At 37.6% G+C, this 26,426-nt stretch carries 22 protein-coding genes and 1 rRNA gene; 5 read left to right on the top strand and 18 right to left on the bottom strand.

Annotated elements, in window-relative coordinates; all coding sequences use genetic code 11:
• The first annotated feature begins 6 nt into the window (after positions 1 to 6).
• Together ACZ430_RS03780 and ACZ430_RS03775 are read left to right on the top strand one after the other, a co-directional pair.
• The gene (locus tag ACZ430_RS03780; RefSeq protein WP_297211094.1) at positions 7 to 402 is read left to right on the top strand and encodes a response regulator; all 396 of its coding nucleotides are present in this window, start codon (positions 7 to 9) and stop codon (positions 400 to 402) included.
• Positions 395 to 838 (top strand): response regulator, encoded by a 444-nt coding sequence (locus tag ACZ430_RS03775; protein ID WP_464910709.1) that lies wholly within the window; start codon positions 395 to 397, stop codon positions 836 to 838. Before ACZ430_RS03780 ends, ACZ430_RS03775 begins: the two co-directional genes overlap by 8 nt.
• Positions 839 to 902: 64 nt before the next feature.
• Here ACZ430_RS03775 and ACZ430_RS03770 read toward each other — a convergent pair whose 3' ends face one another.
• The gene (locus ACZ430_RS03770; protein WP_297211089.1) at positions 903 to 1,316 is read right to left on the bottom strand and encodes a hypothetical protein; all 414 of its coding nucleotides are present in this window, start codon (positions 1,314 to 1,316) and stop codon (positions 903 to 905) included.
• Positions 1,317 to 1,328: 12 nt separating this feature from the next.
• The gene (locus tag ACZ430_RS03765; protein WP_297211086.1) at positions 1,329 to 2,270 is read right to left on the bottom strand and encodes a sulfite exporter TauE/SafE family protein; all 942 of its coding nucleotides are present in this window, start codon (positions 2,268 to 2,270) and stop codon (positions 1,329 to 1,331) included.
• A 402-nt stretch (positions 2,271 to 2,672) separates the two neighbouring features.
• Between ACZ430_RS03765 and ACZ430_RS03760 the strand changes: the two genes are divergently transcribed.
• A complete protein-coding gene (locus ACZ430_RS03760) occupies positions 2,673 to 3,131 on the top strand; it encodes a response regulator (RefSeq protein WP_297211083.1) in 459 nt (152 codons plus the stop codon).
• Position 3,132: 1 nt separating this feature from the next.
• Here ACZ430_RS03760 and ACZ430_RS03755 read toward each other — a convergent pair whose 3' ends face one another.
• From ACZ430_RS03755 to ACZ430_RS03740, 4 genes are all read right to left on the bottom strand, one after another.
• Complete coding sequence (locus ACZ430_RS03755) at positions 3,133 to 3,762, bottom strand: sensor histidine kinase (protein ID WP_297211080.1); 630 nt, start codon at positions 3,760 to 3,762, stop codon at positions 3,133 to 3,135.
• On the bottom strand, positions 3,759 to 4,136 hold the full coding sequence (locus tag ACZ430_RS03750; protein WP_297211077.1) for a response regulator: 378 nt from the start codon (positions 4,134 to 4,136) through the stop codon (positions 3,759 to 3,761). Before ACZ430_RS03750 ends, ACZ430_RS03755 begins: the two co-directional genes overlap by 4 nt.
• A complete protein-coding gene (locus tag ACZ430_RS03745) occupies positions 4,133 to 5,830 on the bottom strand; it encodes a sensor histidine kinase (protein ID WP_297211074.1) in 1,698 nt (565 codons plus the stop codon). Before ACZ430_RS03745 ends, ACZ430_RS03750 begins: the two co-directional genes overlap by 4 nt.
• A gap of 260 nt (positions 5,831 to 6,090) precedes the next feature.
• Positions 6,091 to 7,710, bottom strand: coding sequence for a methyl-accepting chemotaxis protein (locus ACZ430_RS03740; protein WP_464910708.1), 1,620 nt, complete (start codon positions 7,708 to 7,710; stop codon positions 6,091 to 6,093).
• A gap of 200 nt (positions 7,711 to 7,910) precedes the next feature.
• Here ACZ430_RS03740 and ACZ430_RS03735 point away from each other — a divergent pair, with 200 nt between their 5' ends.
• Positions 7,911 to 8,459 carry a hypothetical protein gene (locus ACZ430_RS03735; RefSeq protein ID WP_297211905.1) on the top strand — a complete coding sequence of 183 codons (549 nt, stop codon included), beginning with the start codon at positions 7,911 to 7,913 and terminating at the stop codon, positions 8,457 to 8,459.
• Here ACZ430_RS03735 and ACZ430_RS03730 read toward each other — a convergent pair.
• The 11 genes from ACZ430_RS03730 to ACZ430_RS03680 all read right to left on the bottom strand — a co-directional run bounded on the left by ACZ430_RS03730 (position 8,430) and on the right by ACZ430_RS03680 (position 23,468).
• Positions 8,430 to 9,890: a DegQ family serine endoprotease gene (locus ACZ430_RS03730; protein WP_297211909.1), complete on the bottom strand. Its 1,461-nt coding sequence runs from the start codon at positions 9,888 to 9,890 to the stop codon at positions 8,430 to 8,432. The genes ACZ430_RS03735 and ACZ430_RS03730 overlap by 30 nt on opposite strands.
• Before the next feature lie 12 nt (positions 9,891 to 9,902).
• A complete protein-coding gene (fsa, locus tag ACZ430_RS03725; protein WP_297211912.1) occupies positions 9,903 to 10,547 on the bottom strand; it encodes a fructose-6-phosphate aldolase in 645 nt (214 codons plus the stop codon).
• Positions 10,544 to 11,341 carry a YkgJ family cysteine cluster protein gene (locus tag ACZ430_RS03720; RefSeq protein ID WP_297211913.1) on the bottom strand — a complete coding sequence of 266 codons (798 nt, stop codon included), beginning with the start codon at positions 11,339 to 11,341 and terminating at the stop codon, positions 10,544 to 10,546. Before ACZ430_RS03720 ends, fsa begins: the two co-directional genes overlap by 4 nt.
• On the bottom strand, positions 11,334 to 12,476 hold the full coding sequence (locus ACZ430_RS03715) for a (Fe-S)-binding protein (RefSeq protein ID WP_297211915.1): 1,143 nt from the start codon (positions 12,474 to 12,476) through the stop codon (positions 11,334 to 11,336). The genes ACZ430_RS03720 and ACZ430_RS03715 overlap by 8 nt, the downstream gene beginning before the upstream one ends.
• Positions 12,477 to 12,478: 2 nt before the next feature.
• Complete coding sequence (locus ACZ430_RS03710) at positions 12,479 to 13,990, bottom strand: Rne/Rng family ribonuclease (protein WP_297211918.1); 1,512 nt, start codon at positions 13,988 to 13,990, stop codon at positions 12,479 to 12,481.
• A complete protein-coding gene (locus ACZ430_RS03705; RefSeq protein WP_297211920.1) occupies positions 13,987 to 16,410 on the bottom strand; it encodes a TIGR03960 family B12-binding radical SAM protein in 2,424 nt (807 codons plus the stop codon). The genes ACZ430_RS03710 and ACZ430_RS03705 overlap by 4 nt, the downstream gene beginning before the upstream one ends.
• A gap of 43 nt (positions 16,411 to 16,453) precedes the next feature.
• Entirely contained in the window at positions 16,454 to 18,598 is a 2,145-nt protein-coding gene (locus tag ACZ430_RS03700) for a DNA translocase FtsK (RefSeq protein WP_297211923.1), read from the bottom strand.
• Positions 18,598 to 19,371 (bottom strand): undecaprenyl-diphosphate phosphatase, encoded by a 774-nt coding sequence (locus ACZ430_RS03695; RefSeq protein WP_297211926.1) that lies wholly within the window; start codon positions 19,369 to 19,371, stop codon positions 18,598 to 18,600. The genes ACZ430_RS03700 and ACZ430_RS03695 overlap by 1 nt, the downstream gene beginning before the upstream one ends.
• Positions 19,372 to 19,476: 105 nt before the next feature.
• On the bottom strand, positions 19,477 to 20,319 hold the full coding sequence (panC, locus tag ACZ430_RS03690) for a pantoate--beta-alanine ligase (RefSeq protein WP_297211929.1): 843 nt from the start codon (positions 20,317 to 20,319) through the stop codon (positions 19,477 to 19,479).
• A 10-nt stretch (positions 20,320 to 20,329) separates the two neighbouring features.
• The gene (locus ACZ430_RS03685; protein WP_297211932.1) at positions 20,330 to 21,283 is read right to left on the bottom strand and encodes a ketopantoate reductase family protein; all 954 of its coding nucleotides are present in this window, start codon (positions 21,281 to 21,283) and stop codon (positions 20,330 to 20,332) included.
• A gap of 7 nt (positions 21,284 to 21,290) precedes the next feature.
• Positions 21,291 to 23,468, bottom strand: a complete 2,178-nt coding sequence (locus ACZ430_RS03680; protein WP_297211935.1) for a penicillin-binding protein 1A — start codon at positions 23,466 to 23,468, stop codon at positions 21,291 to 21,293.
• Positions 23,469 to 23,615: 147 nt separating this feature from the next.
• On the opposite strand from ACZ430_RS03680, the gene rrf reads away from it, so the two are divergent.
• Positions 23,616 to 23,732 (top strand): 5S ribosomal RNA (rrf, locus tag ACZ430_RS03675).
• Between the two features lie 164 nt (positions 23,733 to 23,896).
• Here the strand turns inward: rrf and ACZ430_RS03670 are convergent.
• The gene (locus ACZ430_RS03670) at positions 23,897 to 26,323 is read right to left on the bottom strand and encodes a Lon protease family protein (protein WP_297211938.1); all 2,427 of its coding nucleotides are present in this window, start codon (positions 26,321 to 26,323) and stop codon (positions 23,897 to 23,899) included.
• Positions 26,324 to 26,426 lie beyond the last annotated feature (103 nt).

Genomic DNA, 26,426 nt, shown 5'->3' with positions numbered 1-26,426 from the left:
GGAAAATTGGAAGAGTTTAGAATTCTTCTCGTTGACGATGAGATTGAGTTTGTGGTAACACTGTCAGAGAGACTTTCCATGAGAAAATACAATGTAAAGGTCGCTACCTCTGCTGTTGAAGCAATGCCTCTTATTTATAGTTACTCTCCACATCTAATTATTCTTGATATAAGAATGCCCGAAATGAACGGTTTAGAATTTCTTAAGTTGATAAAGAAAATCAATCCTGCCACTGAAGTGCTAATGCTAACTGCTTACGGCGATCTAAAATATGTTGAGGAGGCTATAAAAGAGGGGGCACTGGAGTATATAATTAAACCAATTGATATAAGAGAGCTTATAATAAAAATTGAGAAGCTTAGAGAGAAAATTCAAAAAAGGGGGGTATTTTCAAATGTCTAATGAAGAACTCAAAGCAAATGTATTACTCGTTGATGATGAAGAGCAGTTTTTGAAAGTTGTCTCACAAAGACTTGGAATGAGGGGGCTAAAGGTTGAGGCTGCAACAAGCGGTGAAGAAGCAATTAAAAAGGCAGACCAGCGGGATTTTGATGCTATTATTCTTGACCTTGTAATGCCTGGTAAAAGTGGCATAGAGGTTTTAAAAGAGATAAAAGCCAAACATCCAGATTTGCAGATAATCATGTTAACAGGTCAAGGAAGCATTGAGGCAGGTGTTGAGGCAATAAAAGAAGGAGCAATTGATTTTATGCAGAAACCTGTTGATTTTGAAAAGCTTATGAAAAAAATAGAAGAGGCAAAAAACAAGAGATTTCTAATAATAGAGAAGAAACACGAGGAACATCTAAAAGAAATTCTTCAGAGTAAGCCTTGGTAGAGGATAGGCTGGGTTGCTGCGACCCAGCCCTCAATCTCTTTATAAATTTAGAATTATTAATGAATCAATGTCCACCTACATGGAGAAGTCCTGAGGCAGCAAGTATTAAAATCAAGCATTCTGCTAATGCAAATATGAAATAGGCAATATCCTTCTTTTTTAGGAAAATCGGTAGTATCCTTACATAGCAAAGTATTGTTACAGCTCCTAAGAAGGCTACGGGAACAAAATTTAAAAAATCGCCCTTTGTTACCATGCTTACCCATGCCCATCCTGGCTTTATCCCTGCAGAAGACAGATACTCATGGGCTTTTAATTTCCAATATTTGGGCAAGTCTGAAATCGGTATCTGAGGCGAAAGTATGCCTGTAAGATAAATAATAAAAGTAAGAATCAGCAGAAGAAGACCGATTTTCATTCCCCAGTCAAGCCATTTTGCATAGGCAATCTGTTCTTCTTTAATCTGATGTTTGGTCATTTTTAGCCTCCATTATTTCCAAATTCCAAGTCCTTTGAGGAGTGCTCTTACTCCTGCAAAGAGAAGCATGGCTATGACAATGTATCTAACTACTTTGGGCTTTGCTACTGCGAGGATTCTTACTCCAACTACTGAGCCAAGCATTATTCCTACAACACTTGGTGCAACCATCATGGGAAGCACTGCACCGTTGTTTAGATAAATCCATGCTGCCGAAGTGTCTGTAATGGATAGAAGAAACTTGCTTGTTGCCACTGAAACTTTAAGGGGTGCTCCCATAAGAAGATTTAAAACTGGCACATTTGCCCATCCAGCACCGAGTCCGAACATACCAGCCATTATTCCAATTGCAATGAAAAGTATCATTGCCTGAGGAGTTCTGTGAACCTTCCATTCAATCTCTTTTCCTGTTGATATTTCATTGTATATGCCGCTGATTTTCAGAGCCTGCGAGAGTGCATCAGCCTTTTTAACCTCTGGATATTCAGACTTCTTTGCAAGAAGCATTATTGCAACAATCATCAGAATTGTTCCTCCCAGAGCAATATTAACTACATGAGGTGGAAGAGCAAGTCCTATCATTGCACCAACTATGGCAGAGGCTGAGGCTATTAATGCAAGAGGTATGGCAAGCCTTAGGTCAGCAAATCCTCTTTTTAAAAGTCCTGGTCCTGCAGCAAGAGCACCTGCCAAAGCTACGAAAAGCCCCGCACCTCTTACAAAATCCATGTTGAAAGGGAAAAAGCCACCTACAATTGGAACAAACAACACCCCACCACCAACACCACCTAAAACTGCTAAAACTCCAAGTATAAATGTGACTATGAATAAAATAAGAGGCCATGCCCACCATGGCATTGAGCTATCTGTTGGAGTCATTGAATCTGCAAAAACAGAAGTAGCAAAGAGAGGAATAATTAAAATAAGGAATAAACTGAGGTATCTAATCTTCATTCTAACCTCCTAACTTTTTCTGTGTAAGATTATAAAATTATTACATAAATAACCTAAAAAAAGGTTATTATAATTTTTTATAACCGAATAATTTATAATTGCTTTACATTTTTTTGTAGTTTTTTTATTATTATGTAAAGAACGAGGCTGTTCAATTGCTAAGGGTCATCCCGAGGGCTTTGCCCGAGGGATCTCTTCCTTTAACTGAGGAGATTCCTCGTTGCTAACACTCCTCGGAATGACACTTTTACTGTCACCCTGAACGTAAGCGAAGGGTCTCCTCCTTTGGAGGCGAGGAATGACAGTTATAGGTAATTAAGAAATCTAAGGACTTGTGGTTAATTGATTTTCAATACACTACAAGTTTTTGAACAGTCTCTAAAGAATGTCAAGGAGGTAAACATGGGAAGGCAGATGAGAGTTTTATTAGTAGACGATGAAGTAGAGTTTGTCAAAACTCTCGCTAAAAGGCTTGAGATGAGACAACTTAAACCTGACACTGTATACAGTGGTGAAGAAGCAATAAAATACGCAGAGGAACAGGAGCCGGATGTTATAGTACTTGACCTCCGAATGCCCGGAATGGATGGTATTGAAGTGTTAAGACAGATTAGGCAAGCCTATCCTACAACACAGGTAATAATACTTACTGCTCACGGCACAGAAAAAGACCAAGAAGAAGCTCAGAAGCTTGGTGCGTATGAGTTTTTGAGAAAGCCTGTTGATATTGAAACTCTAATGGATAAAATCAAGGGAGCTTATCAGAGAAAACTTGAGCTCACCATGTCTGCAATTGCCTTTGCCGAAGAAGGGGATTTTGACACAGCAAGAAAAATAATGGAAAATAAGGACGAAAAATAGTCTATACAGGGATTTCGATATTAACGACCTTATCGTTGGATGTAATCTTTATGTTGGTAAGTGATAGTATTTCCTGAATAGTTGAAATTTGCCATATTTCTTGATTGATGCTTTCTGTAAAATCGCCTTCATATTTTACTGTTAATTTAACAAAGCCGTTTTCTCCTTTAGCCGTCACTGTTATATTTGTATCAGGCTTTGATTTCTTCAAAAAGCTATCTATCGCATAGAATATGGCAAATTCTAATAAGAAGGGAGAGTTCTCAAGGTCAGGCAGGCTTTCGGGTATATCATACTTTAGGGAAACCTTTTTTCTGCTTGAGTATCTCTTAAGCAGTTCAAATAACTCTTCAACGGTTGAACTTAATTTGAAGGAACTTTTAAGATTGTCCATTCTGTGTGCAAATCTATTGAAATAGCCTATGAAATTTACGCTTTTTTGTATCTGATTTTCTATTGCTTCAAGACTTTCAACTACATAGGGCATTTCCTTTTTATCAATGGATTTTTTGCCTTTACATATATCACTGATTAGACCGGCTGATTCTTTTATCAAAGCAAGATGATTATTGATTTCGTGTGTAAAATCTGCTATAATCTTGCCTACAAAAACTAAGGGTTTGTCAATCATATACTTTCCTCCTTTTTTAGCTTTGCACTGTCAATTTTAGATACTAAATCTTCAATATCAACGGGTTTTATTAAATAATCGAAAGCACCACTTTGTAGGCTTTTGTTTATTCTCTCTGTGTCACCATATCCTGAAAGCATAATTACTTGAATAGAAGGGTTTATCTCTTTTATCCTTTTTAATACTTCAAGTCCATCTGTGTCTTGCAATCCTATATCAAGAATGATAACGTCCGGAATTTGTTTAATGAAATTGATAGCTTCGGACAAACTTACGACACCGCTTGCATCATATCCTCTAAGATTTAGTCTTTCCGTTAGAGCTGTAACCAGCTCCTGTTCATCATCGATAATAAGAACCTTTGCCTTCTTCATTTGCTTCTCTCCGTTTCAAAATTAATTGGCATTTCTATAGAGAATGTTGTGCCTTTGTCAACCTCGCTACTTACTTTAATATCTCCACCTAACTTTTTAATTATGCCATAGGAAATGTATAAACCAAGACCTGTGCCCTTTTTCTTTGTAGTGTAAAAGGGCTCAAAGATGTGCTTTAGTCTCTCTTTTGGAATTCCAGGTCCGTTATCTTTAATTAAGATTCTTATTCGATTATTATCTATCAACTCTGTTTTTATCTCAATCTTACCTCCCATATCAACGGCATCGACGGCATTATTTATTATATTCAGTAATACCTGTTGTAGCTGGCCTTTATCTGTAGTAATTTTAGGTAGATTGTCTTGAAAATCATAGGTAACATTAATGCTTTTAGCTTCAATCTCCTTTACTATAAAGCCTATTACTTCTTGAATTGCCTCATTAAGCTGAAATTGTTCAGTGGTTTTATCTATCTTCCTTGAGAAACTCAAGAGTCTGTGAGTAATTGTTCTACACCGTACAACACTATCCTGTATAGACCCTATGAGTTGAAGGAATTTTTCTTTGTTCTGAGTTATGTCTCCATACTCTATCAAGTCTTTCATCAATCCTGCTTTCTCATTTATTATGGCAAGAGGATTATTAATCTCATGGGCTACGCCGGCGGCAAGCCTTCCAATGGAGGCAAGTTTGTCGGCATGTTCTGCATTAGCTATTGCAATTTCTCTTTCATAGTCTGCTTTCTGAACTCTGTTTACTAAGGTGTTAATTGATGTGGTTATAACGAAAAATATAAGAGCAATGCTGAAAATGCTTATCATTGTAACTTCTCTTGTAAAGAAAGAGGGAATTTTTTCATAAGGTTCAGAGCGTATGAGGGCTACAAGAATCCAGGGAGTATTTTTTATTGTTCCATATGCCAGATAGGCTTGCTTTCTGTCTATGTCGTATTCGTAAATTTTAATATGGTTCGTATCATCTTCAATGGTCACCTTTAATTTTAGGGGCTCCAGTGCATTGCCAAAAAGTTTAGAGTTTGTCTGTAAAATCTTATCTCTGTTTACAAGAAATATATCATCCTGCGATTCAATCTCGAGATTTGACAGTAGTTTCTGTAGAATATCCATATTTATCGATACTCTTAGAAGTCGGAAATCTTTTGAAGAGAGTTCTTTTTTTATAACTATTGAAAAGTGAGGAATTTTTCTGTATCCAAGAAATACATCGGTTACGTAGACTGTTCTCATTGCCATGTCTTTGAACCATTCGGCTTGGGAATAATCTCTCCCTGTCAATTGATAAGGTCCGATATACAATGTCTGTATGCCTTTGCTGTTTATAACTCCAATATCAACTATGCCCTCAAACTCTCTTTTGAAGTCTGAAAATAAACGGTGAAATTTTTTCTCATCAGTAAAATACTCCTCAGGATAAGAGCTTGATACGAACCGGAGAGCAGAAATTCTTTCGGAGATGAAGAACTCAATGGAGTGCCTCGTTTCCTCCATCTGCCATTTTAAGTTGTTTCGGAAATCATCATGAACTATCTGATATATCCAGAGATATGTTATTGTTATTACTATCCCAAGGGGAATAATTGCAAAGAACGTGTTAAGCAGAATTAATCTAAATTTGAGATTAAAATATCTTTCTTCAGTGAGTTTTGATAAAACTTGCTTTAAAGGATTAAACATTTTCTAAATTATAGCAGATTTTAAAGCTAAGGAAAAATTAATTTTCAGTTCAATATCAATTCAATCCAGAGATTTATTGGTCTTTCTAAGATAAAGTAAGCGGCCTTTCGGCTTAGTCTAAGGGAGTAGAATAGGAAATTATTTTCGAGGCTTTTATATTCCTGTCATTCCGAGGAGAGTAAGCGACGAGGAATCTCTTCTGTTTTGAAGACCCCTCGGAATGACTATTAGTAATTGAACAGCCTTATTTTGAATCCCTCCTATACCCTAAACCTTCCTATAGCTGTCTGGAGTTCTCCGCCAAGTCTTGCTATATCACTGGCTGTCTGGGCTGACTGATCCACTGCAAGGGATATCTCCTTTGAACCCTCTGCTATGCTTCCTATGTCCTGCGTTATGTGGTCTGTCACTGAAGACATCTCTTCGGTCGCAGAGGCTATCTGCTGTATCATCCCCTGTAACTCCTGCGCTTTGCTCAGTATCTGCCCAAGTATCTCCGCTGACCTGTTGCTTAGCTCTACTCCGCTTGCTACTTTCTTTGTGGCATCTTCCATCGAACCCTCTGCCACATCTACTTCTGTCTGTATTCCCCTTATCATCTCTGCTATCTCATCGGTTGCCTTAGTGGTTCTCTCTGCAAGTTTCCTTACTTCATCGGCTACTACTGCAAAGCCTCTTCCCTGCTCTCCTGCTCGGGCTGCCTCTATGGCTGCATTCAATGCAAGTAGATTTGTCTGGTCTGCTATGTCTTTTATCACTGTGACAATTTCACCTATCTGCCTTGAACGCTCACCAAGCACGTTGATTACTTCTGATAGTTTCCCTATTGCTCCCTCTATTACTTTTATCTCTTTCGCTGTGTTTGTGGTCATGTCTTTTCCTTCTTTTGCTACACTGGCTGTTGTTACGCTTACTTCTGCTATGTTTGATGCATTCTTTGCTATGTCTACTACTGTCTGGCTCATCTCTTCTGCTGCAGAGGCTATCTGGCTTGCTCTCTCTGTCTGGGATTTGAGATTCCTCGATATCTCTTCTGTTGTTGCTGAGAGTTGTTCTGAGGAGGAGGCAAGGGAGCTTGAGATTGTCTTTGACTCTGCTATGAGGCGTTTGATGCTTCTTATTGCTTCGTTTACTGACTGGCTTATCATGCCAAGTTCGTCTCTGCTTTCTACTTTTGCCTCTACTGATAGGTCTCCCTGTGCTACTTTCTCAAGGGTTGTCTTGAGTTCTGCCACTGGTTTTTTTACAGAGCGGGAAATCAACAAGGCAAAGAATACCGCTATGGCAGTGCTTAATGTAGAGATTGCTATGGCAGTAATAATTTGAATTTTTACCGAATTTTTAACTTGTTCGATTTTTTTGTTTGAAAGTTCATATTGATAATTTACTATAGCATCTACAGCTTTATTTATTCGTTCAACTTTTTTGGGTAGTTCCCTGTTGAAAAGTTCAATTGCCTCTTTATTTTTGCCAGCTAAAGAAAGTTCAATGACCTTATTGTTTGCTGATGCGGCATCACTTATAGACTCTTTTAGTTCGCTTATTAACTTTTTACCCGTATCAGAAAAGACTCTCTTTTCTAATTTTTCAAGGCTTTCTCTGTATATATTTCTACTTTTTTCGATAAAAAGCTTTTTCTCTTCTTTTATCTTCCTGTCGTCATTCAGAAGGATATCTCTAATGCCCATGAGAATATCCTTTACAGAGCTTCTTATTGATGCGGCATAGTTGATTTTCTCAACTCTGTCTTCGATGTCATCTACATTACTCTTAACAGAACTAAGCTGGATAAATATGAAACTACCCATAATTAATGTGAAAAAGATTATTACCCCAAAACCTCCTCCTAATTTTTTTCCTAATGTCATGTTCTTAAACATCTTTAAACCCTCCTTTTAATTTTTTATTTAATACCCCCCCTATAATGTTGAAAAATTAAGCCGTTAAAACCTAAAGTTTCGGCAAGCCAATTACCCCTATTTCAAATGCCCCAATATCTTACTGCAAGTATACAGTAATTATTTTTAAACGACAAGGGCTGGTTAATTTTTTTGTATTAAAAATTTGTATAATATTTTCAATGACATTGTTTCATATTCCATCTTCAGGAGAGATACTTCTGTGGGATAATATTGAAGAACTTCATGCATTGGTAGGGAAGATAGACTCTCTTTTCAGAGATTTCCCCGATAAATTTAAGAGTTCCATGTTGCTTGCTCAAGAGATAAAAAATTATATTTTGCAAATTGACCCATTCATTGATACTTATTCAAAAAAGGTATGTCCCTTATGCACTAATATCTGCTGTTTAAATAAAAATAGCAGATACGAATACGATGACCTTATCTATGTTGTTGCTCTAAGAGAGACTTTTCCTTTTCCAGAGAGAAATCTGAGTGAAAAAGAACCATGCTATCTTCTCTCTGAGAGAGGCTGTACGGTACCTCGATACTTGCGACCTCTCAGATGTAATTGGTATATCTGTAAAGACCTTTTAAAAGAGATGGAGTCAGCACCTGCGAGAGTATTCAGAGAATTTTCCAATATTTTCAACAAAATGCTTTATGTAAGACAGCAGATGCTGACTTCATTTTTTCAATCACTCTCCGGCATTCAAAATTGTATATAATCCCCGTCCGTTTCTGTAAAACCAGACTGTAGCACTTCCCTTTGTCTGTGCAGCTACTTTGGCAAAATCCTTTGAGTTATTGATTTTTTGGTTATTAATCTCTACTATCACATCTCCTCTCATTAAAACTCCCTCAGCCCTTGCTCCCTGTTCAATGGAACTTATTACTACTCCGTTAACTCTGCTTGGTAGTCCGAGTTGATTTCTGAGCTTAGGCGTTAAATCTTCTACATAAATTCCTGCAAGTACAGAATCGGAGAGGGAAACTTTTTTCTCAGCGGGAAGTTCGCCTACTGTAGCTGTTACTGAGTAATGTTTTCCATTTCTTATTATCTCAATTTTCACTGTTTTTCCTGGCGGTGTGCTTACTACAAGATTTCTAAGATGGGCTGAATCCTCAACTTCCTTTCCGTCGAAAGTAATTATTATATCTTTCATTGTTATCTTTGCCTTGTCAGCAGGACTTCCTTCCTGAACATCTGTGACAACAGCACCTTTTACTTCTTTCATGTTATTAGCCTTTGCCATCTGAGGGTCTACATCCATTACTGTAACACCAAGCCATCCTCTCACCACTTTTTTATGTTTTATTAGATTGTCCATTACCACCTTTGCCATATTGCTCGGGATAGCAAAACCAATCCCCTGATATCCGCCGGTTGTGCTGAATATGGCCGTGTTTATTCCTACGAGTTCGCCCTTTACGTTGACAAGAGGTCCACCAGAATTTCCAGGATTTATAGCTGCGTCTGTCTGGATAAAGTCTTCATAGTCTGAAATTCCCACATTTGCCCTTCCTGTTGCACTCACAATGCCACTTGTAACTGTAAGATTCAGTCCATAGGGATTTCCTATGGCTATTACTGTCTCGCCAACTTTAAGCTTATCCGAGTCTCCCCACTTTATTGCTCTAAGTCCATCGGCCTTAATCTTTATAACGGCAATGTCTGTTTTTGCGTCATAACCAATAATAGTGCCGTCAAAAACTCTCTTGTCAAAGAGCTTTACTTTAATTTCATCGGCACCTTTAATGACGTGATAATTGGTAAGAATGTATCCATTTACACCGTCTACTATTACACCTGAACCAAGGGAAGTCTGGGTGAATTCTCTCTGTTTTCCAAAGAAATCGCCGAATTCTTCATCAAAGAATCTTCTGAAAAAAGGGTCGTTAAAAGGAAAGGGTATGTTTTGTCTTTTTATTTTTTTTGTAGTGTAAATGTTTACCACTGACGGTCTCACTGCTTGAACAACCTCTGCCATAGCATTACCTATTTTAGAAAGGGTCTCTTGTGACTCCTTTGAAATCTGATAGTCTTCAGAGAAACCTTTTGTCTGAATGTCAAATTTAGATGCTAAGATTAATCCTATGGTAATACCTATTAGTATTAGGATTGCACCTGATATGATGAATTTCTTGTTGCCTTTCATCTTGACTACCTCCTATTTTTGAAGTTTCTCCCAGTCTTTAAGGAATTTTTCTATTCCTATGTCTGTGAGGGGGTGCTTTATTAGTTGTTTAATTACAGAGTAGGGAATAGTTGCTATGTCTGCTCCTATTCTTGCTGCCTCAAGCACATGAAGAGGATTGCGAATGCTTGCCACAATCACTTCGGTCTCAAAGGCGTAGTTTTCAAAGATTATCTGAATGTCTCTTATCAAGTCCATACCAAAATGACTTATGTCATCAAGCCTTCCTACAAAAGGACTTACATAGGTAGCTCCTGCCTTTGCAGCAAGCAATGCCTGAGTTGGTGAAAATACGAGGGTTACATTTGTCTTAATTCCCTCTTGAGATAATTTTTTGACTGTCTTAAGCCCGTCTTCGGTCATTGGGATTTTTATTACAATGTTATCGGCTATTTTACTTAATTCAATGGCTTCTCGGAACATCTCTTCATGCTTTAGTGAGACTGCCTCGGCACTTACAGGTCCTTCTACTATTTGGCAGATTTCTTTAAGAAGACCCATTGGCTCTCTGCCTTCTTTCGCAAGCAATGAGGGATTGGTGGTAACTCCATCAATTACTCCGACTTCCCATGCTTTTTTAATTTCTTCAATATTTGCTGTGTCAATAAAAAACTTCATTCTATCTCCTCCTGTGTAACTTTAATTATGAAATTATCGCCATCTTTTTCTATTATCAAGCCATAAATAGAGGCCATTTCAAAGAGAGTTTTACCGAACAGCAATGGTAAAACCTCCTCTGAGATTGATAATTTCTCTTTTACCCAATCTCTAATTTGAAAATCGAATAGTATCATCTCCGCTATTTTCTCAACATTTTCCTCTTTACCACTTCTAAGCTCTTGTATGAGGTCATTGAAAACAGTGGGAGAACACTTCTCATCGTGTTTTCTTATGGCCTTTTCAATCAACTCAACTCCTTTGAACAAGTCAGCCCTTGTGAGACTTCTTTTTTCGAGCCCCGTAATGTCAACATTAGAAGACCAACATTCAAATTTTCTGCATACAAGAGGTTTTTTCTCATATATTGTGCATCCCTCCGCAGGGTCATAAAAAAGGCAGGTAAAACTTCCAAAAATAGGCTTTATTTTTATTAACTCCATGGGTGTGTAATAAATTTCGCCGTCTATTGAGGAACGAACTTTTTCTCCTTCTCTAATTGTGTAGATATCTTTTTCAGAAATTATTCCTTCTGTTAAAAGAGACAGGTCGTCTTTTAAAATCAATGGAGTATCTCTTCTACAGCATTCACCGCATCGTTTACACTCATTTTTTGCAGCAAATTTCATTTTTTTGGGTTTTCCTTCAGCATCATATCCTTTTACAGTATGTTCATTTTTCATTTCCGTTTTATTTGGTCTGTAGATAGTTCCGTCTGGTAGAACTATCTCAAAAGGGGAGTTTTCTTCAGACATTTCCTTCTCCTTTCCGTAAGATTTTTTCTATAAATTCGGTATAATGCAAGACTTCTTTATTGTTCATAGTGAATTTAAATTGGATTATACAGTTTGGACAAGAAGTTATTATCATATCTGCTTTCTCATATTCTAAAACTTTTTTTTTCAGAATATCCATAGATTGCCTCTCAAAAAGAAAGGAAAAAAGCCCAGCAAAGCCGCAGCAACCTTCTTTTTTTTCCATTTCAATTCCGGTTTTTTTCAAAAGCTTTATAATTGAAGCTTCCTCTTTCAAGTAGTTCTTTGAATGGCAGGAGAGGTGGAAAAAAATTTTTTTCTCCGATTTTTCATTTCCAGTTATTTCTTTTATATCTATCAAATCATCAAGATTCAGTATTTTGATACTGTTCCCTGTGAGTTTGTCGTAAACATCTTTTAAAAAATGGGCACAGGTTGGGCATGGTGTCATTACTCCATCAATGTTAAAGGAATTATAGAGCGTAATATTCTTTTGGGCAAGCCTCATTGCTTCCTCTCTATAGCCTGCTCCCAGTAGAGGCGCTCCACAGCAGTTCTGTCTTGGCAAAACAACTTCGTATTTTGACTTTGACAGTAGTTTAATTAGTGCATTGGAAATAGATGGCATTAGATAATTTGTAGAACAGCCTAAAAATAAAGCTATCCTTCCTTTCGGTCTGATTTGATTGAATATTTTTAGACTTTCTCTTTGAGTCTTTTTTCTCTCGAAAGGAACGAGCTTGTCAATTAAACTGGCAGGTATTAAATTTTGCCTTTTCACCATATTCTTAATGGGTTTAATTTTCAAAATACGGAATAGAGAAAAAAACAGCCCTGGAAAAAGTGAAAAATATTTGAATAAAAGTAGCTTAGGATTTTTTCTCATCTTTTCTCTCAAATTATAAATTGAAAAAGGAATGTCTACCTGAAGAGGACAGTTTGAAAAGCATGCACCGCAAAGAAGGCAGCTGAAGATTCTTTCTCTGAGCTCTTTTGATTCTGAAAGCTCTCCTTCTTTTAAAAAATTGTAGAGCTGAGTTCTTCCTCTCGGAGAAAAGGATTCATTCAGAAAATATCTGTAACTGGGACAGATTTCTCTGCATTTTCCACATTTGTTGCATTCTGAAATTTCCATTTTTATTCAGCTAAAGGTTTACTCTTATGAATGTGATAGTTTTCTTGATGGAGAGTAGCATCTTTTTTAATTGTAATTCTTATCTTTCTGGTGTTTTCAATTTCTTCAAGGGAATCTCTCTCTTCATCTGTAAGAAGGTCTGCTACTTGTGGATGAGCTACAAGTATTATTTCTGCTCCTTCCTGAGGAGTGAGGCATTTGAGCTTTCTCAGTATTTCATAGGCAACAGACCTTATGCTCAAAACTCTTCCCTTTCCTTCACAGTAGGGACAACTGTCGCATAGGATATGTTCAAGACTTTCTCTTGTTCTTTTTCTTGTCATTTGAACTATTCCCAGTTCGGTAATGTTGTATATCGTTGTTTTTGCTCGGTCTTTTTTCATTGCCTCAACCATTGCATTTATTACTTTCTGTTTGTTTTCGTCTTTTTCCATATCTATAAAGTCGATGAGAATTATTCCACCGAGATTTCTGAGCCTTATCTGATAGGCAATCTCTTTAACTGCTTCGAGGTTGGTTCTCAGTATGGTATCTTCTAAATTTTCTTTTCCCACAAATTTGCCTGTATTAACATCGATTACAGTCATTGCCTCTGTCTGGTCGATTACTATGTAGCCGCCTGATTTGAGCCATACTTTTCTTTCAAGTGCTCTGTCAAGGTCAACTTCAATTCCAAAGGCATCAAAAATTGGTTCATCCCCATCGTAGAGTTCAATTTTTTCTGCAATCCTGGGAAAATAAACAGAGGCGAACTCTCTTAGTCTCATCCATTCAGCATGGCTGTCGATTATTAAACGGTCTACGTTCTGATTCATGAAGTCTCTAAGACTTCTTAAAACAAGGTCAAATTCACTGTGAATAAGTGCTGGTGCATGAACCCTGTCTTTTTTCTTTTGAATGTTGTCCCATAGCAGAAGAAGAAAATCAATATCTTTCTGTATTTCCTCCTCGGTGGCGTCTTCGCTGACAGTTCTCATTATTAGACCAAAACCGATGGGTTTTATTTTCGTTGCAAGCTCTTTAAGCTCTTTTCTCTTTTCTTCGTCCTCTATTTTTCTTGATATGCCAATGTGTTCCATCCCTGGCATTAGTACCACATATCTGCCTGGAAGAGTTATTCTCGAAGTAACTCTTGCTCCTTTTGTGCCTATGGGGTCTTTTGCTACTTGAACTAAAATCTCCTGTCCTTGCTGAACAAGCTCTTCGATAGAGGCATCTTTAAAGTCAAGTTTTGAGATAAACTCTGTCTCTTCAATGGCCTCTAAAAAGGGATATAGTTCTTTAATTCCTCCTCTTATGTCGTCTACATAAAGAAAGGCTGCCTTGTCCAGGCCAATATCAATAAAACATGCCTGCATACCCTTTAATACTTTTACAACCTTGCCCTTGTATATGTTACCAACAAAACTTGAATCTCCCTTTCTTTCGATGTAGAATTCTACTACCTGGCCTCCTTCAAGTAAAGCAACGCGACATTCCTGTTTTGTAACATTTATTAAAAGTTCATTGCTCAAGGTTCTACCATTCCTCCTTTGTTACCATACATTTGTATTCTTTTAATTTTTAGTTCTTTCGCCGATATACCTGTTAAAGCCTCTGCTATTTCATTGATTCGTGCCTTTACCTCCGTATCTTTAACTATTATACATACTTCATTGTCGTAAATCTGAATATCTTCAAGGAACTCTTTCAGCGAGTAAGTTTTCTCGTTTCTCTTTATCTCTATCTTTTCTGAGTCTATGTGCTTATTGAGGGAGAAATGTTCTGGAAAAATTATCTTGTATTTGTATCTGTCAATAAAAGCTCCCAGTGAAGGAGTCTGAGGACTAATAATTCTCGCATGTTTTATTTTAATTCCTTCTGGTAATAGTTGATTTAACTTGTCAATATAATCTTCTTTCATTTCTCCATAAATTTTTAGGTCAAAGTATTCGGCCTCGCTTTCAATCCCCGTAGGAAGAGAGGGACACAGGGAAATTTCTGGTTTAGGATGAAAGCCCTTTGAAAGAGCAAATGGAATACTCGCTTTTCTTAAAATCCTCGTAATGAGACTGATAAGTTCAAGTTGCGATAGATATTTCATGTTGCCAGACTTTGTATGGCAGAACCTTACAGTGATGGTTTGGTTTTCTTCTTTATTTAAAGATTCGGCCTCCGAGGGTTTTTCTTTTTCAACAGTAGTTGTATCCATTTGGATATTTTTAAGTTTACAGCTCAATCCGCAACCCTCACATTTTACAGAGCAATCACTGCTTTTATCGGTTTTTATGGCTCTATCGAACTCTTTTAGTAAAAACTCTTTTTTAACTCCCGTATCTACGAATTCCCAAGGAAGAGCTTCGTATTGTGAATATTGCTTTTTAGCGTAATAGAACAAATCAATACCTGATTTTTCCATGGCAGAAAGCCATCGGTTGAAATCAAATAAATCTGTCCAAGCAGATAATTTCTCCCCTTGTTTCCACGCATGATATATGACATCTCCAACTTTCTCATCACCCCTTGAGATTGCCGCTTCAAGAACGCTCATCTTGGGAGCATGTCCTTTGTAGTGAATCTTGCTTTTATAAAATGCCTCTTTTATGGTATGAAGTTTTTTCTTCATCTCATCGTAATCAATCTGGCCAAGCCATTGAAAAGGTGTGTGAGGTTTTGGAATAAAAGGTGATACAGTGACATTTATGTCAACAAATTTTTTTGTATATTTTTTGGAAAGCTTACTTATTTGCTTTGTAAGACTTATAATACCCTCGATATCCTCATCTGTCTCTGTAGGAAGTCCTATCATAAAATAGAGTTTTATACTAAGCCAGCCTTCTTCAAAGAGAAGACAACAAGCTCTTTCTATATCCTCGGTGGAGAGATTTTTATTTATAACAGCCCTCAGTCTATCTGTAGCTGCTTCAGGAGCTATTGTAAATCCTGTTTTTCTGGTAGATTTTATTTGTTTGAGAAGTTCCTGTGTGACCTTATCTGCTCTGATTGAGGGCAGAGAAATGGCAACTCCTTTGCCAGAGAAATCTCTGTTTAAGGCATGCAAGAGTTCCTGTAAATAGGGATAATGTCCGATGCTGAAGGACAGAAGAGATATTTCTTCATACCCTGTATTTTCTATTGATTTTTTTGCTATTTCGAGGACTTTTTCAGGAGTTCTCAGCCTTATAGGTCTGTAAATCATTCCTGCCTGACAGAACCTGCATCCTGAAGGGCATCCTCGAGATACTTCTATAGATACTCTGTCGTGGACAATCTTCATATAGGGAACTACAGGAGCCGTTGGAAATTCGGCTTCATTTAGACTTGCCACATACTGACGTTTCACTGTTTTTTTTCCAGTAAAAGGCACAAAAAATCCATCTATATTTCCAACTGCCATAAGCAGTTCTTCCTTTTTTTCATTAGCTTTCTTCCACTCTCTGTAAACATTTACGAGTTTCAATATGGCTTCTTCGGCCTCTCCAATTAAAAAGGCATCTATAAAAGGAGACATCGGAAGGGGATTTGAGGCACAAGGACCGCCTGCAATTATTAGTGGATATTTTTGTTCTAATCTATCCTGCCATTTTAAAGGAATTCTACCTAAACTTAACATGTTAAGCACTGTAGGATATGAGAGTTCATACTGAAGGCTGAAACCTACTATGTCGAATTTGTAAAGAGGGGTTTTTGTTTCTAAAGAGAGAAGGGGAATTTCCTTAGACTTCATATACTCTTGCATATCAATCCATGGGGAGAATACTCTTTCTGCATGGACATCGGAAATTTTATTGAGAATGTTGTAGAGAATTTTCATCCCCACATGAGACATTCCTATCTCGTAGATATCAGGAAAACAGAGGGCAAATTTTATAAAGCTCTCTCCGCCCTTCTTTACAACAGAGTTTATTTCGCTGTTTATATATCGAGTTGGTTTTTCAAAATAAAGAAGATTCATAACTTAATTAAACCAGAGACTGAGCAATTAATTCAATTGCAATCTATTGAAAGTTACCGAGAAACTTTCTTGGTTTACCAGCACCCTGAGGAGGTCCCACAAGGCCGTCTTCTTCCAGAATGTCCATTATTCTTGCTGCTCTATTATAGCCAATTTTAAATCTGCGCTGAATAAGAGATATGGATATCTCACCAGTCTGTCTGGCATACTCAATCACATCTTCATAAAGTTCGTCTTTTGCTGTCTCATCTACTTTGCCATTCTCTCTCTTTTCAGATGGAACTTGAATGGACTCGAATGTGGAGAAATCTGGAGTGCCCTGAGAGCGTAAATAGTCTGTTACTGCTTTCACTTCTTCTTCACTTACGTATGCGCCATGAACTCTTATTATTTTTACACCCGAAACCATAAACAGCATGTCACCCATTCCGAGTAGTTTTTCTGCACCCTGTGTATCAAGGATTGTTCGGGAGTCAATTCGGGAACTGACTTGAAAGGCAATTCTTGCGGGAAAGTTTGCTTTTATAATTCCTGTTATGACATCAACACTGGGTCTTTGTGTTGCAACGACAAGATGGATACCTGAAGCTCTTGCCATCTGAGCGATTCGGGTAATTGATTGTTCAACTTCACCCGGAGCGGTAAACATAAGGTCTGCAAATTCATCTATAAAAACTACAATGTAAGGAAGTTGTTGCTCCTTTGAGACGGAATTGTTGTATCCAGAAATATTTCTGAAGCCCTTTGAGGCAAACAGTTTATATCTTCTTTCCATCTCAACAATTATTTTTTTGAGGGAATCAGAGGCTTCTTTAGGGTCTGTTATGACAGGAGAAAAAAGGTGAGGTATATTCTCATATACTGAAAGTTCGAGAAGTTTTGGGTCAATGAGAAGAAGTCTTACCTCTTGAGGAGTTGATTTATAAAGAAGGCTCAATATCATTGTGTTTAAGCATACGCTTTTTCCCGAGCCAGTAGCACCGGCAACTAAAAGATGGGGCATTTTTGCAAGGTCAGTTACAACAGGGTTGCCATATATGTCTTTTCCAAGGGCAAAAGTGATTGGTGATTCGCTTTTTACGAATTTTTCTGATGCAATAATTTCTCCAAGCCTTACAATCTGTCTTTTTCTGTTCGGCACTTCAATGCCGATGGCAGAGCGTCCAGGGATGGGGTATATCCTTATGCTTTGGGCTTTCAATGAGAGGGCGAGCTCATCGCTTAGAGCTATTATTCTGCTCAACTTTATTCCGCTTGCAGGCTCAAACTCATACATTGTTACAACTGGACCGGGATATACTTCCTTAATCGTTCCCTTTATGCCAAATTCTGCAAATCTTGCTTCAATGCTTTTCGCTGAAGAGAGTATTTCTTCCTTTGAAATAGAACTCTCTGATTTTTCAATTTTGAGTAATTCTAAAGAAGGAAGTAGAAATCCTTCTTTTTCTTCTTTCTCTATGCTCTCTTCAATTGGTTGCTCTTCCTTAATTTTCTGATTATTGTTCAACTTAAGCTTTTTCTTGTCCTCCCATGTCTTATTGGAAGTTTCTGAGTCTGGCAACTGAACAACCTTTATCTCGTTGTCTTCAGTTTTATTTGGCTCTTCTGTTAATTTTTCTCTTCTTTGCAGAAGTTTAGGTTTTATTAGAATTAAGGAAGCAATTGTTATAGATGTCCAGAGAATATATGTTCCTGCAAGGGAGAGGTATTTTTCTGATAAATGAAAGGCAATCCACGAGAGCCCTTCGGGTAATTTTTTGTAACTTTCTAAGAATGCTCTCAATGGTTCAAGCATTACAGCCAGACAGAAGAGGACTATTAATAACCAGGGAATACTAAAAGGAGAACACTTTTTATTTAACAGTTTTCCAACTCCCCAAGCTCCTACTAACAGCGGTATTAGAAAAGCAGATATTCCAAATACACTTAAAAAAGCATCTGCCAGATAAGCACCTATAATCCCACCGTAATTAGAAGGTTTTGAATTGGTATAAGTTAAAAAAGAAGGGTCAAATAGATTATAGCTAACGAGACTTACCAATAAGTATAGAGCAGCACCAATCAAAATTATAGAGATAAAAATAGTAAAAGTAGATTTTTTGGGGGCATCAACTCTTGTTGTAAGATTCTTAATTTCTGAGATTTTTTGATTTCTATTCGGTTTTCTGTAAAAAGTTTTTTTCTGCATCAGCTTCTAAAAAAATATAACAAAAAGATTACTCCTGCTAAAACCCATCGGTAGTAAATAAAAACATTAAGCGGGTATTTTTTTAAAAAACTTAGAAGAAACTTGATTGCTAAAACCCCAGTAATAAAAGCCGTAACTATACCCGCTGCAAAAAGAGTGTAGTCGTGGGAATAACCAATTTTCAAAGATTTATAAAAGTCTAAGGTTGCTGCTCCTGCAATGGCAGGTGTTGAAAGAAGAAAGGAAAACTTGGCAGCATATGCCCTGTCAAGCCCTTTGAATAATCCCGCAGTTATAGTAATTCCTGAGCGGGAAACTCCAGGTATAAGAGCTACTGCCTGAGCTACACCGATAATTAAAGCATCTGAAAAATTAACGTTATCTCTCTGCTTTTTTCCGGTTCTTTCTGCTATGAGCATTATAATTCCTACTGATACGAGAGTAAAAACGATTATCAAAGGATTTCTTAGTTGATTTTCTATAAAGTCATGAAAAGTGATACCGGCTATGGCAGCAGGAATTGTGCCTATTATCAGATAGACCAAGATTTTTCTTTCCTTGAAAAATATATCTATCCAGTCTTTCCAGAAGCAGTAAAGAAGTGACATAAGAGTTCCTGTATGAACAGCAATATCGAAGCTCAGAGAGTCAACGCTGCCCTTCCAACCAAAAATCCATGGTGTTATAATTAAATGGGCAGTGCTACTTACTGGAAGGAATTCGGTTAATCCTTGAATAATACCGAGTATTATTGCCTTTAATAGGTCTTCCAAAATATCCTCCTAACTTAACTTTGAACTATTTATTATACCTTACTGGAACTTAAATTCTCCTGGTTGAAAAGGGAGAGCAAAAAATATTTGAGAAAAAAGGCAATTTTAATAAATCAAGACGTTATCAATCAGTCTGGTCTGGCCAATTTTTACAGCTATGGCAAGTAGATATTTTTCTTGCTTCTCTTTTACCTCTTCAAGATTTAACGGGTCATAAACTCCGACATACTGAATTTCGGTTACAAGAGGCTGCGATTTTAGTATCTCTAACATTTTTTGTGTTGCCTCTTGAGGAGTTTTATACTCTTTAAGCATAGCTTCTCCTGCTTTTAATGCTTTAAAAATTACTGTCGCAGCCTCTCTTTCTCTTTCATTCAGATAGCTGTTTCTTGAACTCATTGCAAGACCGTCTTCTTCCCTCATTGTAGGGCAGATTATAAGTTCCGTATCAAAGTTTAAATCTTCTATCATTCTCTTAATAATCAAACTCTGCTGATAGTCTTTTTGTCCAAAATATGCTCTCGTTGGCCGGACTAAATTGAAAAGCTTACATACTACGGTGGCAACACCTCTAAAATGGCCTGGCCTGAACTTGCCACACAATTTTTCGCTTAAACCCTCCACATTAACATAGGTACTGTAGCCATTCGGATACAAAGAGTCGGTGTCTGGCAAAAAGAGATAGTCAATTCCCAACCTAATAAGCTTTTCTTTGTCACTTTCCACATCTCTTGGATATTTTTCAAAATCTTCACCTGCTAAGAACTGTTTTGGATTTACAAATATGCTTACTATAGAAATATCGTTTTCATCTTTTGCTCTTCTTATAAGAGATAGGTGTCCTTCGTGAAGAGCTCCCATTGTTGGAACAAAGCCAATGGATTTTGATTTTGTTCTTAAGTCTCTTGTTATCTCTCTCATTATGCGGGGAATTCTTATAATCTCCATATCTGCTCCTTCAGTTTGATTTCTCTCTCTTTAGTTTTTCCTTAGTTTTTATTAGATTGCAGATTGTTTCATTGAAAGGAACTGACAGGCCTTTCTGTTTTGCAAGTTTTACTATTGCACCGTTTAAAGCATCTATTTCTGTTCTCTTGCCAGAGTGAACATCATAATACATTGAAGGAAAATGCTTTGCAGTAGGTGGAACAAGTTTCGTATAAAAATGTTCGAGATAATCTTCAGGACTGTTCCAGTTAAGCTTTATTTTATAGGCTTTAGTAACGATGAAAATCTCCTCAATAATTTTGTTCATTATTGTTCTTGTTTCCTCATTTTCAGCAAGGCTGCCGTAGGTGCATTCGAGAATAGCACCAAGAGGGTTTAAAGCCGAGTTGTAGAGTATTTTATCCCACAGTATGGCATAAACATCTGAAGATGCTCTTGTAGAAAGGCCTGCTTTATTGAAAATATCTGCGATAGCGTTTAATCTTCCCAAATTTATCAGATTATCGGGATGACCGATAACGATATCATCGGCGAATACGGTTACTTCTGCCGAGCCTGTTTCTATGATTTTTGCACCAAAAATTACCCTTCCAAGTATTACTTTTTCTTTGCCCAGTATAGAAATAGCAACCTCATAATTGCCATAGCCGTTTTGAGCCAATAAAACAAGGGTATTCTGCTCAACTAAGGGCTTTATTTGCTTAATAGTGAACTCCGTATCGTAAGCCTTTACTGAAATTATTATGAGGTCTAAATTTTTTTGTTTCAATTCTTCAGGACTTGAAAAGATGCCGTCTAAAAAGGCTTCTTTGTTACCGAACAAACCACTTACTTTTAGAGGTTTGTTTGCTAATTGTTCAATATACTTTTCCTTTGTTAGTCCATAAACAGTATTTCCACCTGCCTTAAGAAGGGTTGCAAAAACTGTTCCCAGTGCTCCGAGGCCGACTATTAGAATTCTCATCCCAGTCTCACTGCTTTGGCATAATAGGTGGTGTATCTTTTTGGGCGCTTTCCTTTGGACTTTCTTGCTCAGGTCGCTGAAAATCTTGTATTTCTCTGCTGGAGAGCACCTCTTTCATAAACTGAGCCCATATTGGTGCAGAGGCTCTTCCACCTGCCTCGCCATGTCCGAGACTCTTTCTCATATCGTCATATCCTACCCACACACCAGCAACAAGCTGGGGAGTATATCCTACAAACCAGGCATCTCGGAATTCATTACTTGTGCCTGTTTTACCTGCTACGGGTCTACCAATGTTGGCTCTTGTTCCAGTTCCGTAGGCAACTACATCTTTGAGCATCTCTGTAATAGTGTAAGCTACTTCTGGTGAAAGAACTTCCTCAGGCTGAGGTTCATTCTGAAGAATAATTTTTCCCGTATTATCCGTTACATATTTTATAGCTATGGGCTTTATCTTTTTTCCGCCATTGGCAAAAACCGCAAAAGCAGATGTTAATTCAAGCGGAGAAAGGCTCAAACTTCCGAGTGCAAGGCTCAAATCTGCGGGTATCTCCGAAGTTATCCCTGCTTTTTTAGCAAGATTGATAATTGAATCGATGCCTACTGTTTCGGCAAGTCTTACAGTAGGAACATTTCTTGAAAAGGCAAGGGCTCTTCTCAAGGTTATCTCTCCCCAGAATTCGCCGTCATAGTTGGAGGGAGACCATTCTTTGAGTCCTGTTCTGTAGCTAATTGGTTCATCAAGTATAGTGTCCTCAGGGCTAAATCCCTTCTCTATAGCAGCAGCGTAAACAAAGGGTTTGAAAGAACTGCCCGGCTGTCTTTTTGCATATACAGCCCTGTTAAATTCTCCCCTTTGAAAGCTGTAGCCTCCTACCATTGCTTTTATATAGCCAGTCTGAGGGTCTAATGCTGCCAGTGCTCCTTCTATCTCAGGTTCTTGTTCGAGAGAAAACAATATTTCTTTGCCTACAGATTTAAATCTTACCATCACAATATCGCCAGGTGACAGAATGTCTGTAAGCTTAAAGCTTTTGAGGATTTTAATTTTTCCCGAGGGGTCAAGAATCTTGCTTGCCCACTGAGCATCCTGAAGATTTAATTTACCTTTAATCCCCCTTGCTTTTATTACTGCCTGATTGGGATTAACTGAGATTACCGTTCCTCTTGCTATGTCGCCCTGAGATGGAGTAAAGGCAACTTTTTCTTCTGCTGTATCTTCCTTTAGAGAGACCTTTCCAAGACTGCCACGCCATCCCATTCTTTTGTCTACTTCTCTTAATCCCTCCTGCAATGCTCTTTGGGCAGATATCTGAGCATGAGGGTCTAAGGTTGTGTATACTCTCAAGTTACCCTTGTAAATTTTCTCAATGTCAAAATTCTCTTCTAATTGCTTTCTTACGTATTCAAGAAAGTAGTTATAATTCTCTGTTGAGATTCTCAAGGAACTTAAATGGATTGACTGATTAGATGCTCTTTTTCTTTCCTGAGGACTTATGAATTCCTCTTTTTCCATTCTTTCAAGAACAATCTCCTGCCTTTGCTTTGCTCTTACGAGGTCATTGTATGGAGAATAAGCATTTGGCGCTCTAATTAGTCCTGCAAGTAGTGCTGCTTCGGGAAGGGTTATCTGATTTACAGGCTTACCAAAATATATTCTTGATGCCATTTCAACGCCATAAGCGCCGTGACCAAAGTAGACGTTGTTTAAATAGAGCTCCAGTATTTTCTCCTTAGATAGCTCTCGTTCAATTTTCATTGCAAGATAAGCTTCTTTAACTTTTCTTGAGAGCGTTTTTTCTGGTGTTAGAAACATTATCTTGGCAAGCTGCTGCGTTATGGTGCTGCCACCTTCTTTGAGTTTCATGTGAAATATATCTGTAACAAGGGCTCTTCCTATGCCGATGTAGTCAATGCCCTTATGCTTCCAGAATCTTGAATCCTCTACGGCAACAACGGCATTAATAAGATGCTTCGGAATCTGTTTAATGGGAATATAAATGCCTTTCTGGATTTTAAATTCACCTATTAGCGTACCGTCTTCAGCGTAAACCTTTGTTCCCTCGGGAGTTTTAATTCTTTCGAAATCCTTTATAGACGGTATGTCTCTAAAAATTGCAAAACCAGCACCAGCCATAAAGGCGATTATTATTAAGACTGTTATTATTATGACCTTAATTCTCATAAATTTTATTATACCACGAAGTAGAAAAGCATAAAAACCGAGTTTTTATTGGAAAAATTAGGGATAAGCATAGAGTTAGCTGACAAAAGGATATGGATTAAAAGGGGGCTTGCATTTTTTATGGAGTGTGTGATATTATAAAAATTGTCTGGTGGTTATACCGGCGGGGAAACACCCGTTCCCATTCCGAACACGGAAGTTAAGCCCGCCAGGGCCGATGATACTATGACCGGGAGGTCATGGGAAAGTAGGTCGCCGCCAGGCTTTTTTTGTTTTAACAAAGTTACTCCATAATATTCGAACTTCCCACATGAATTTACTTTTCCTCAAGTATAGTAGCTAATGTCTTATGTGATTTGGTGTAATTTTGCGCATGAAAATTAAACGAAAATTAGTTTACACATTACAGGCCCATATAAAAGGAATTTCTATAAAGAATTTGCCGTTCCTTTGTTTTCGTCTTTTTTGTCTGTATCTTTTTTCTTCAACATTTCAGCCATTTCATCAAGGCGTTTCATAACTAAATAGTTAATTGTTCCCTCAGGATAACTACCATCTGCCTGAAGCTCGCCTGCCTTTAAATCTGTAAGAATTTCAAGCCCTTCTTCAGCATACTCTATGGCATATATGTGAAATTTTCCCTTTTCCACTGCCCATTGTATCTCTTCCTTGAGCATTAGATGTTTTACATTTCTTCTCGGAATTATCACTCCATGACTTCCATCGAGCCCGCGAATTCTACATAATTCGAAAAATCCTTCTATTTTTTCATTTATTCCTCCTACCGGTTGCACCTCACCTCTCTGGTCCATAGAACCGGTAACAGCTATTGTCTGCTTTAGGGGAATTTCCGCGATACTGCTTAAAAGGGCATAAAGTTCTGCACAGGTTGCACTGTCTCCCTCTATCATTTCGTATAACTGCTCGAAAGTAAGGGATGCGCTTAGACTTATAGGCTTCTTTATGGCATACTTACTCAACAGATAGCTTGAAAGAATCATTACTGCCTTTTCATGAATTTTTCCGGACATCTTTGTTTCTCTTTCAATGTTTACAATTCCTGATTTTCCAAGATAAACTCTTGCCGTTATTCTTGAAGGCTTACCAAAGCTGTAATCACCGAGGTCAAGCACTGCCAGTCCATTAATTTGCCCCACTTTACTGCCTGATGTTTCGACAATTAGGACATCCTCAAGTATAAGTTCTCTGAGCTTTTCCTCTATGCTTGCAGACCTGTAAACCCTTTGCTCAAGTGCTTTTTTAACATGCGATGCTTCAACAATTTTTTTACCGTCTTTTTTGGCCCAGAAATGGGCTTCTCTTGCAAGGTCTGCAATGGAACTAAACTGTGTAGAAAGCTTTTCCTGATGTTCGGCAAGTCTTGAGCCATACTCAACAATTTTTGCAACAGCGGAGCGATGAAAAGGCAGAAGTCCTTCTTCTTTCTGACAGAGAGCTACAAACTGCGCATATTTTTTAATATTTTCTTCATTTCTGGGCATTCGTATGTCAAAATCAGCTTTTACTTTAAAGAGTTCTTTATATTCATCGTCGTAGTTGTAAAGAAGATAGTAAAGATAGGGTGTTCCTGTTAAGATTACTTTAATATTAAGAGGTATTGGTTCCGGCCTTAAAGTAGAAGTTGTTATGAGTCTGTATTGTTCCCATACATCTTCGATTTTTATTTCTTTGTTTCGCAGAGCTCTTTTTAGAGAATCGTAGGAGAATAAATTTTTAAGAAGTGCCATTGCATCTATGACAATATAACCACCATTTGCCTTGTGTAGAGAACCTGGCTTTATCATTGTAAAATCTGTTATAGCCATGCCATATTGAATCTTATACTCAATGCTTCCAAACAGATTCAGATAGGTTGGATTAGGCTCGTATACAACTGGTGCTCCCTGTGTGTTTGAATTATCCACGAGAATATTAACAGTATACTTAACAAAAGAAACTTCTCGAGGAATTCGCATGAAAGGTGGCATAGGAGGTGTGACTTCCTCTTGTATTTTAAAGTCTTGAAGATTGTTAAGAATGTCTTCTTTTACAGCATCGAGATACTGAATAATTTTTTCGCTGTATGAATACTTACTTTTTATTTCTTCTATTGGTGATTCAATCACTTCAAGAGCAATCTGTCTTTCTAACTTTAGAAGCATTTCTTTTACCATTTTGTCTGCCTCACGGACAGCTCTAACAACATCATCAAGCTTCTCCTGAAGCATTTTGCCCATCTCGTCAATTCGTTTTCTCGTTTCAGGCTCTAATGCCATGAACTCTTCTTCTGTTAAAGGTTCGCCATCTCTTTTTACTGGAACAATTATAAGTCCTGCCAGGGCTTTTCTTATGGCAAACCCTTTGTTTCTGGCTTCTTCTTCTATGGCCGAAAACCACTCTTTTTGTTTTTGCTGAAAGTCCTCGAGTATTTTGTTACGCTGTTTATCGTATTCTTTTGATTCAAAGGCCTTGGGAATTTCTGTTCTAAGAGTATTAATCAGGTTTTCCATTTCTTTCTGGAATTCTCGTGCCTTACCTGCCGGTAGACTTACAGCTATTGGATTGTCTGGTTTTTTGAAGTTATATAAATAGCACCAATCAGGTGGAACGGGCTCATTTTTTACTTTTTCAGCAAGAAGGCTTCTTATGGCTCTCATCTTTCCAGTGCCCTGTGCACCAAGGGCATATATGTTAAATCCTTTAGCGTATAAATTCAGACCAAAGTCAAGAGCTGCAATAGCTCTTTCTTGTCCGATTGTTCCTGTTAAAGGAGGAATTTCTAATGTGGTCTCGAAATCAAATTCTTTATCGTCGCATCTTTTGTAGGTCTCGTCAGCAGAAAGTTTATAAATCATAACAGTTGCCTCCTTTTTATTTTTATCTATTATAACATTTCAACTGTGTAAGGAAATTTAGCATTTATGATAAGATATTTTTGTTGTCATGATATCAGAAATT

It is taken from the genome of Thermodesulfovibrio sp. TK500a (assembly GCF_055381765.1).
This window is presented reverse-complemented; position numbering and strand designations above follow the sequence as displayed.

Excerpts from the sequence above, each read along its gene's own strand:
- ACZ430_RS03775 (WP_464910709.1), top strand. The coding sequence starts at position 395 with ATGTCTAATGAAGAACTCAAAGCAAATGTATTACTCGTTGATGATGAA.
- ACZ430_RS03770 (WP_297211089.1), bottom strand. The coding sequence starts at position 1,316 with ATGACCAAACATCAGATTAAAGAAGAACAGATTGCCTATGCAAAATGG.
- ACZ430_RS03765 (WP_297211086.1), bottom strand. The coding sequence starts at position 2,270 with ATGAAGATTAGATACCTCAGTTTATTCCTTATTTTAATTATTCCTCTC.
- ACZ430_RS03760 (WP_297211083.1), top strand. The coding sequence starts at position 2,673 with ATGGGAAGGCAGATGAGAGTTTTATTAGTAGACGATGAAGTAGAGTTT.
- ACZ430_RS03755 (WP_297211080.1), bottom strand. The coding sequence starts at position 3,762 with ATGATTGACAAACCCTTAGTTTTTGTAGGCAAGATTATAGCAGATTTT.
- ACZ430_RS03750 (WP_297211077.1), bottom strand. The coding sequence starts at position 4,136 with ATGAAGAAGGCAAAGGTTCTTATTATCGATGATGAACAGGAGCTGGTT.
- ACZ430_RS03745 (WP_297211074.1), bottom strand. The coding sequence starts at position 5,830 with ATGTTTAATCCTTTAAAGCAAGTTTTATCAAAACTCACTGAAGAAAGA.
- ACZ430_RS03740 (WP_464910708.1), bottom strand. The coding sequence starts at position 7,710 with ATGTTTAAGAACATGACATTAGGAAAAAAATTAGGAGGAGGTTTTGGG.
- ACZ430_RS03735 (WP_297211905.1), top strand. The coding sequence starts at position 7,911 with ATGACATTGTTTCATATTCCATCTTCAGGAGAGATACTTCTGTGGGAT.
- ACZ430_RS03730 (WP_297211909.1), bottom strand. The coding sequence starts at position 9,890 with ATGAAAGGCAACAAGAAATTCATCATATCAGGTGCAATCCTAATACTA.
- fsa (WP_297211912.1), bottom strand. The coding sequence starts at position 10,547 with ATGAAGTTTTTTATTGACACAGCAAATATTGAAGAAATTAAAAAAGCA.
- ACZ430_RS03720 (WP_297211913.1), bottom strand. The coding sequence starts at position 11,341 with ATGTCTGAAGAAAACTCCCCTTTTGAGATAGTTCTACCAGACGGAACT.
- ACZ430_RS03715 (WP_297211915.1), bottom strand. The coding sequence starts at position 12,476 with ATGGAAATTTCAGAATGCAACAAATGTGGAAAATGCAGAGAAATCTGT.
- ACZ430_RS03705 (WP_297211920.1), bottom strand. The coding sequence starts at position 16,410 with ATGAATCTTCTTTATTTTGAAAAACCAACTCGATATATAAACAGCGAA.
- ACZ430_RS03700 (WP_297211923.1), bottom strand. The coding sequence starts at position 18,598 with ATGCAGAAAAAAACTTTTTACAGAAAACCGAATAGAAATCAAAAAATC.
- panC (WP_297211929.1), bottom strand. The coding sequence starts at position 20,319 with ATGGAGATTATAAGAATTCCCCGCATAATGAGAGAGATAACAAGAGAC.
- ACZ430_RS03685 (WP_297211932.1), bottom strand. The coding sequence starts at position 21,283 with ATGAGAATTCTAATAGTCGGCCTCGGAGCACTGGGAACAGTTTTTGCA.
- ACZ430_RS03680 (WP_297211935.1), bottom strand. The coding sequence starts at position 23,468 with ATGAGAATTAAGGTCATAATAATAACAGTCTTAATAATAATCGCCTTT.
- ACZ430_RS03670 (WP_297211938.1), bottom strand. The coding sequence starts at position 26,323 with ATGATTTATAAACTTTCTGCTGACGAGACCTACAAAAGATGCGACGAT.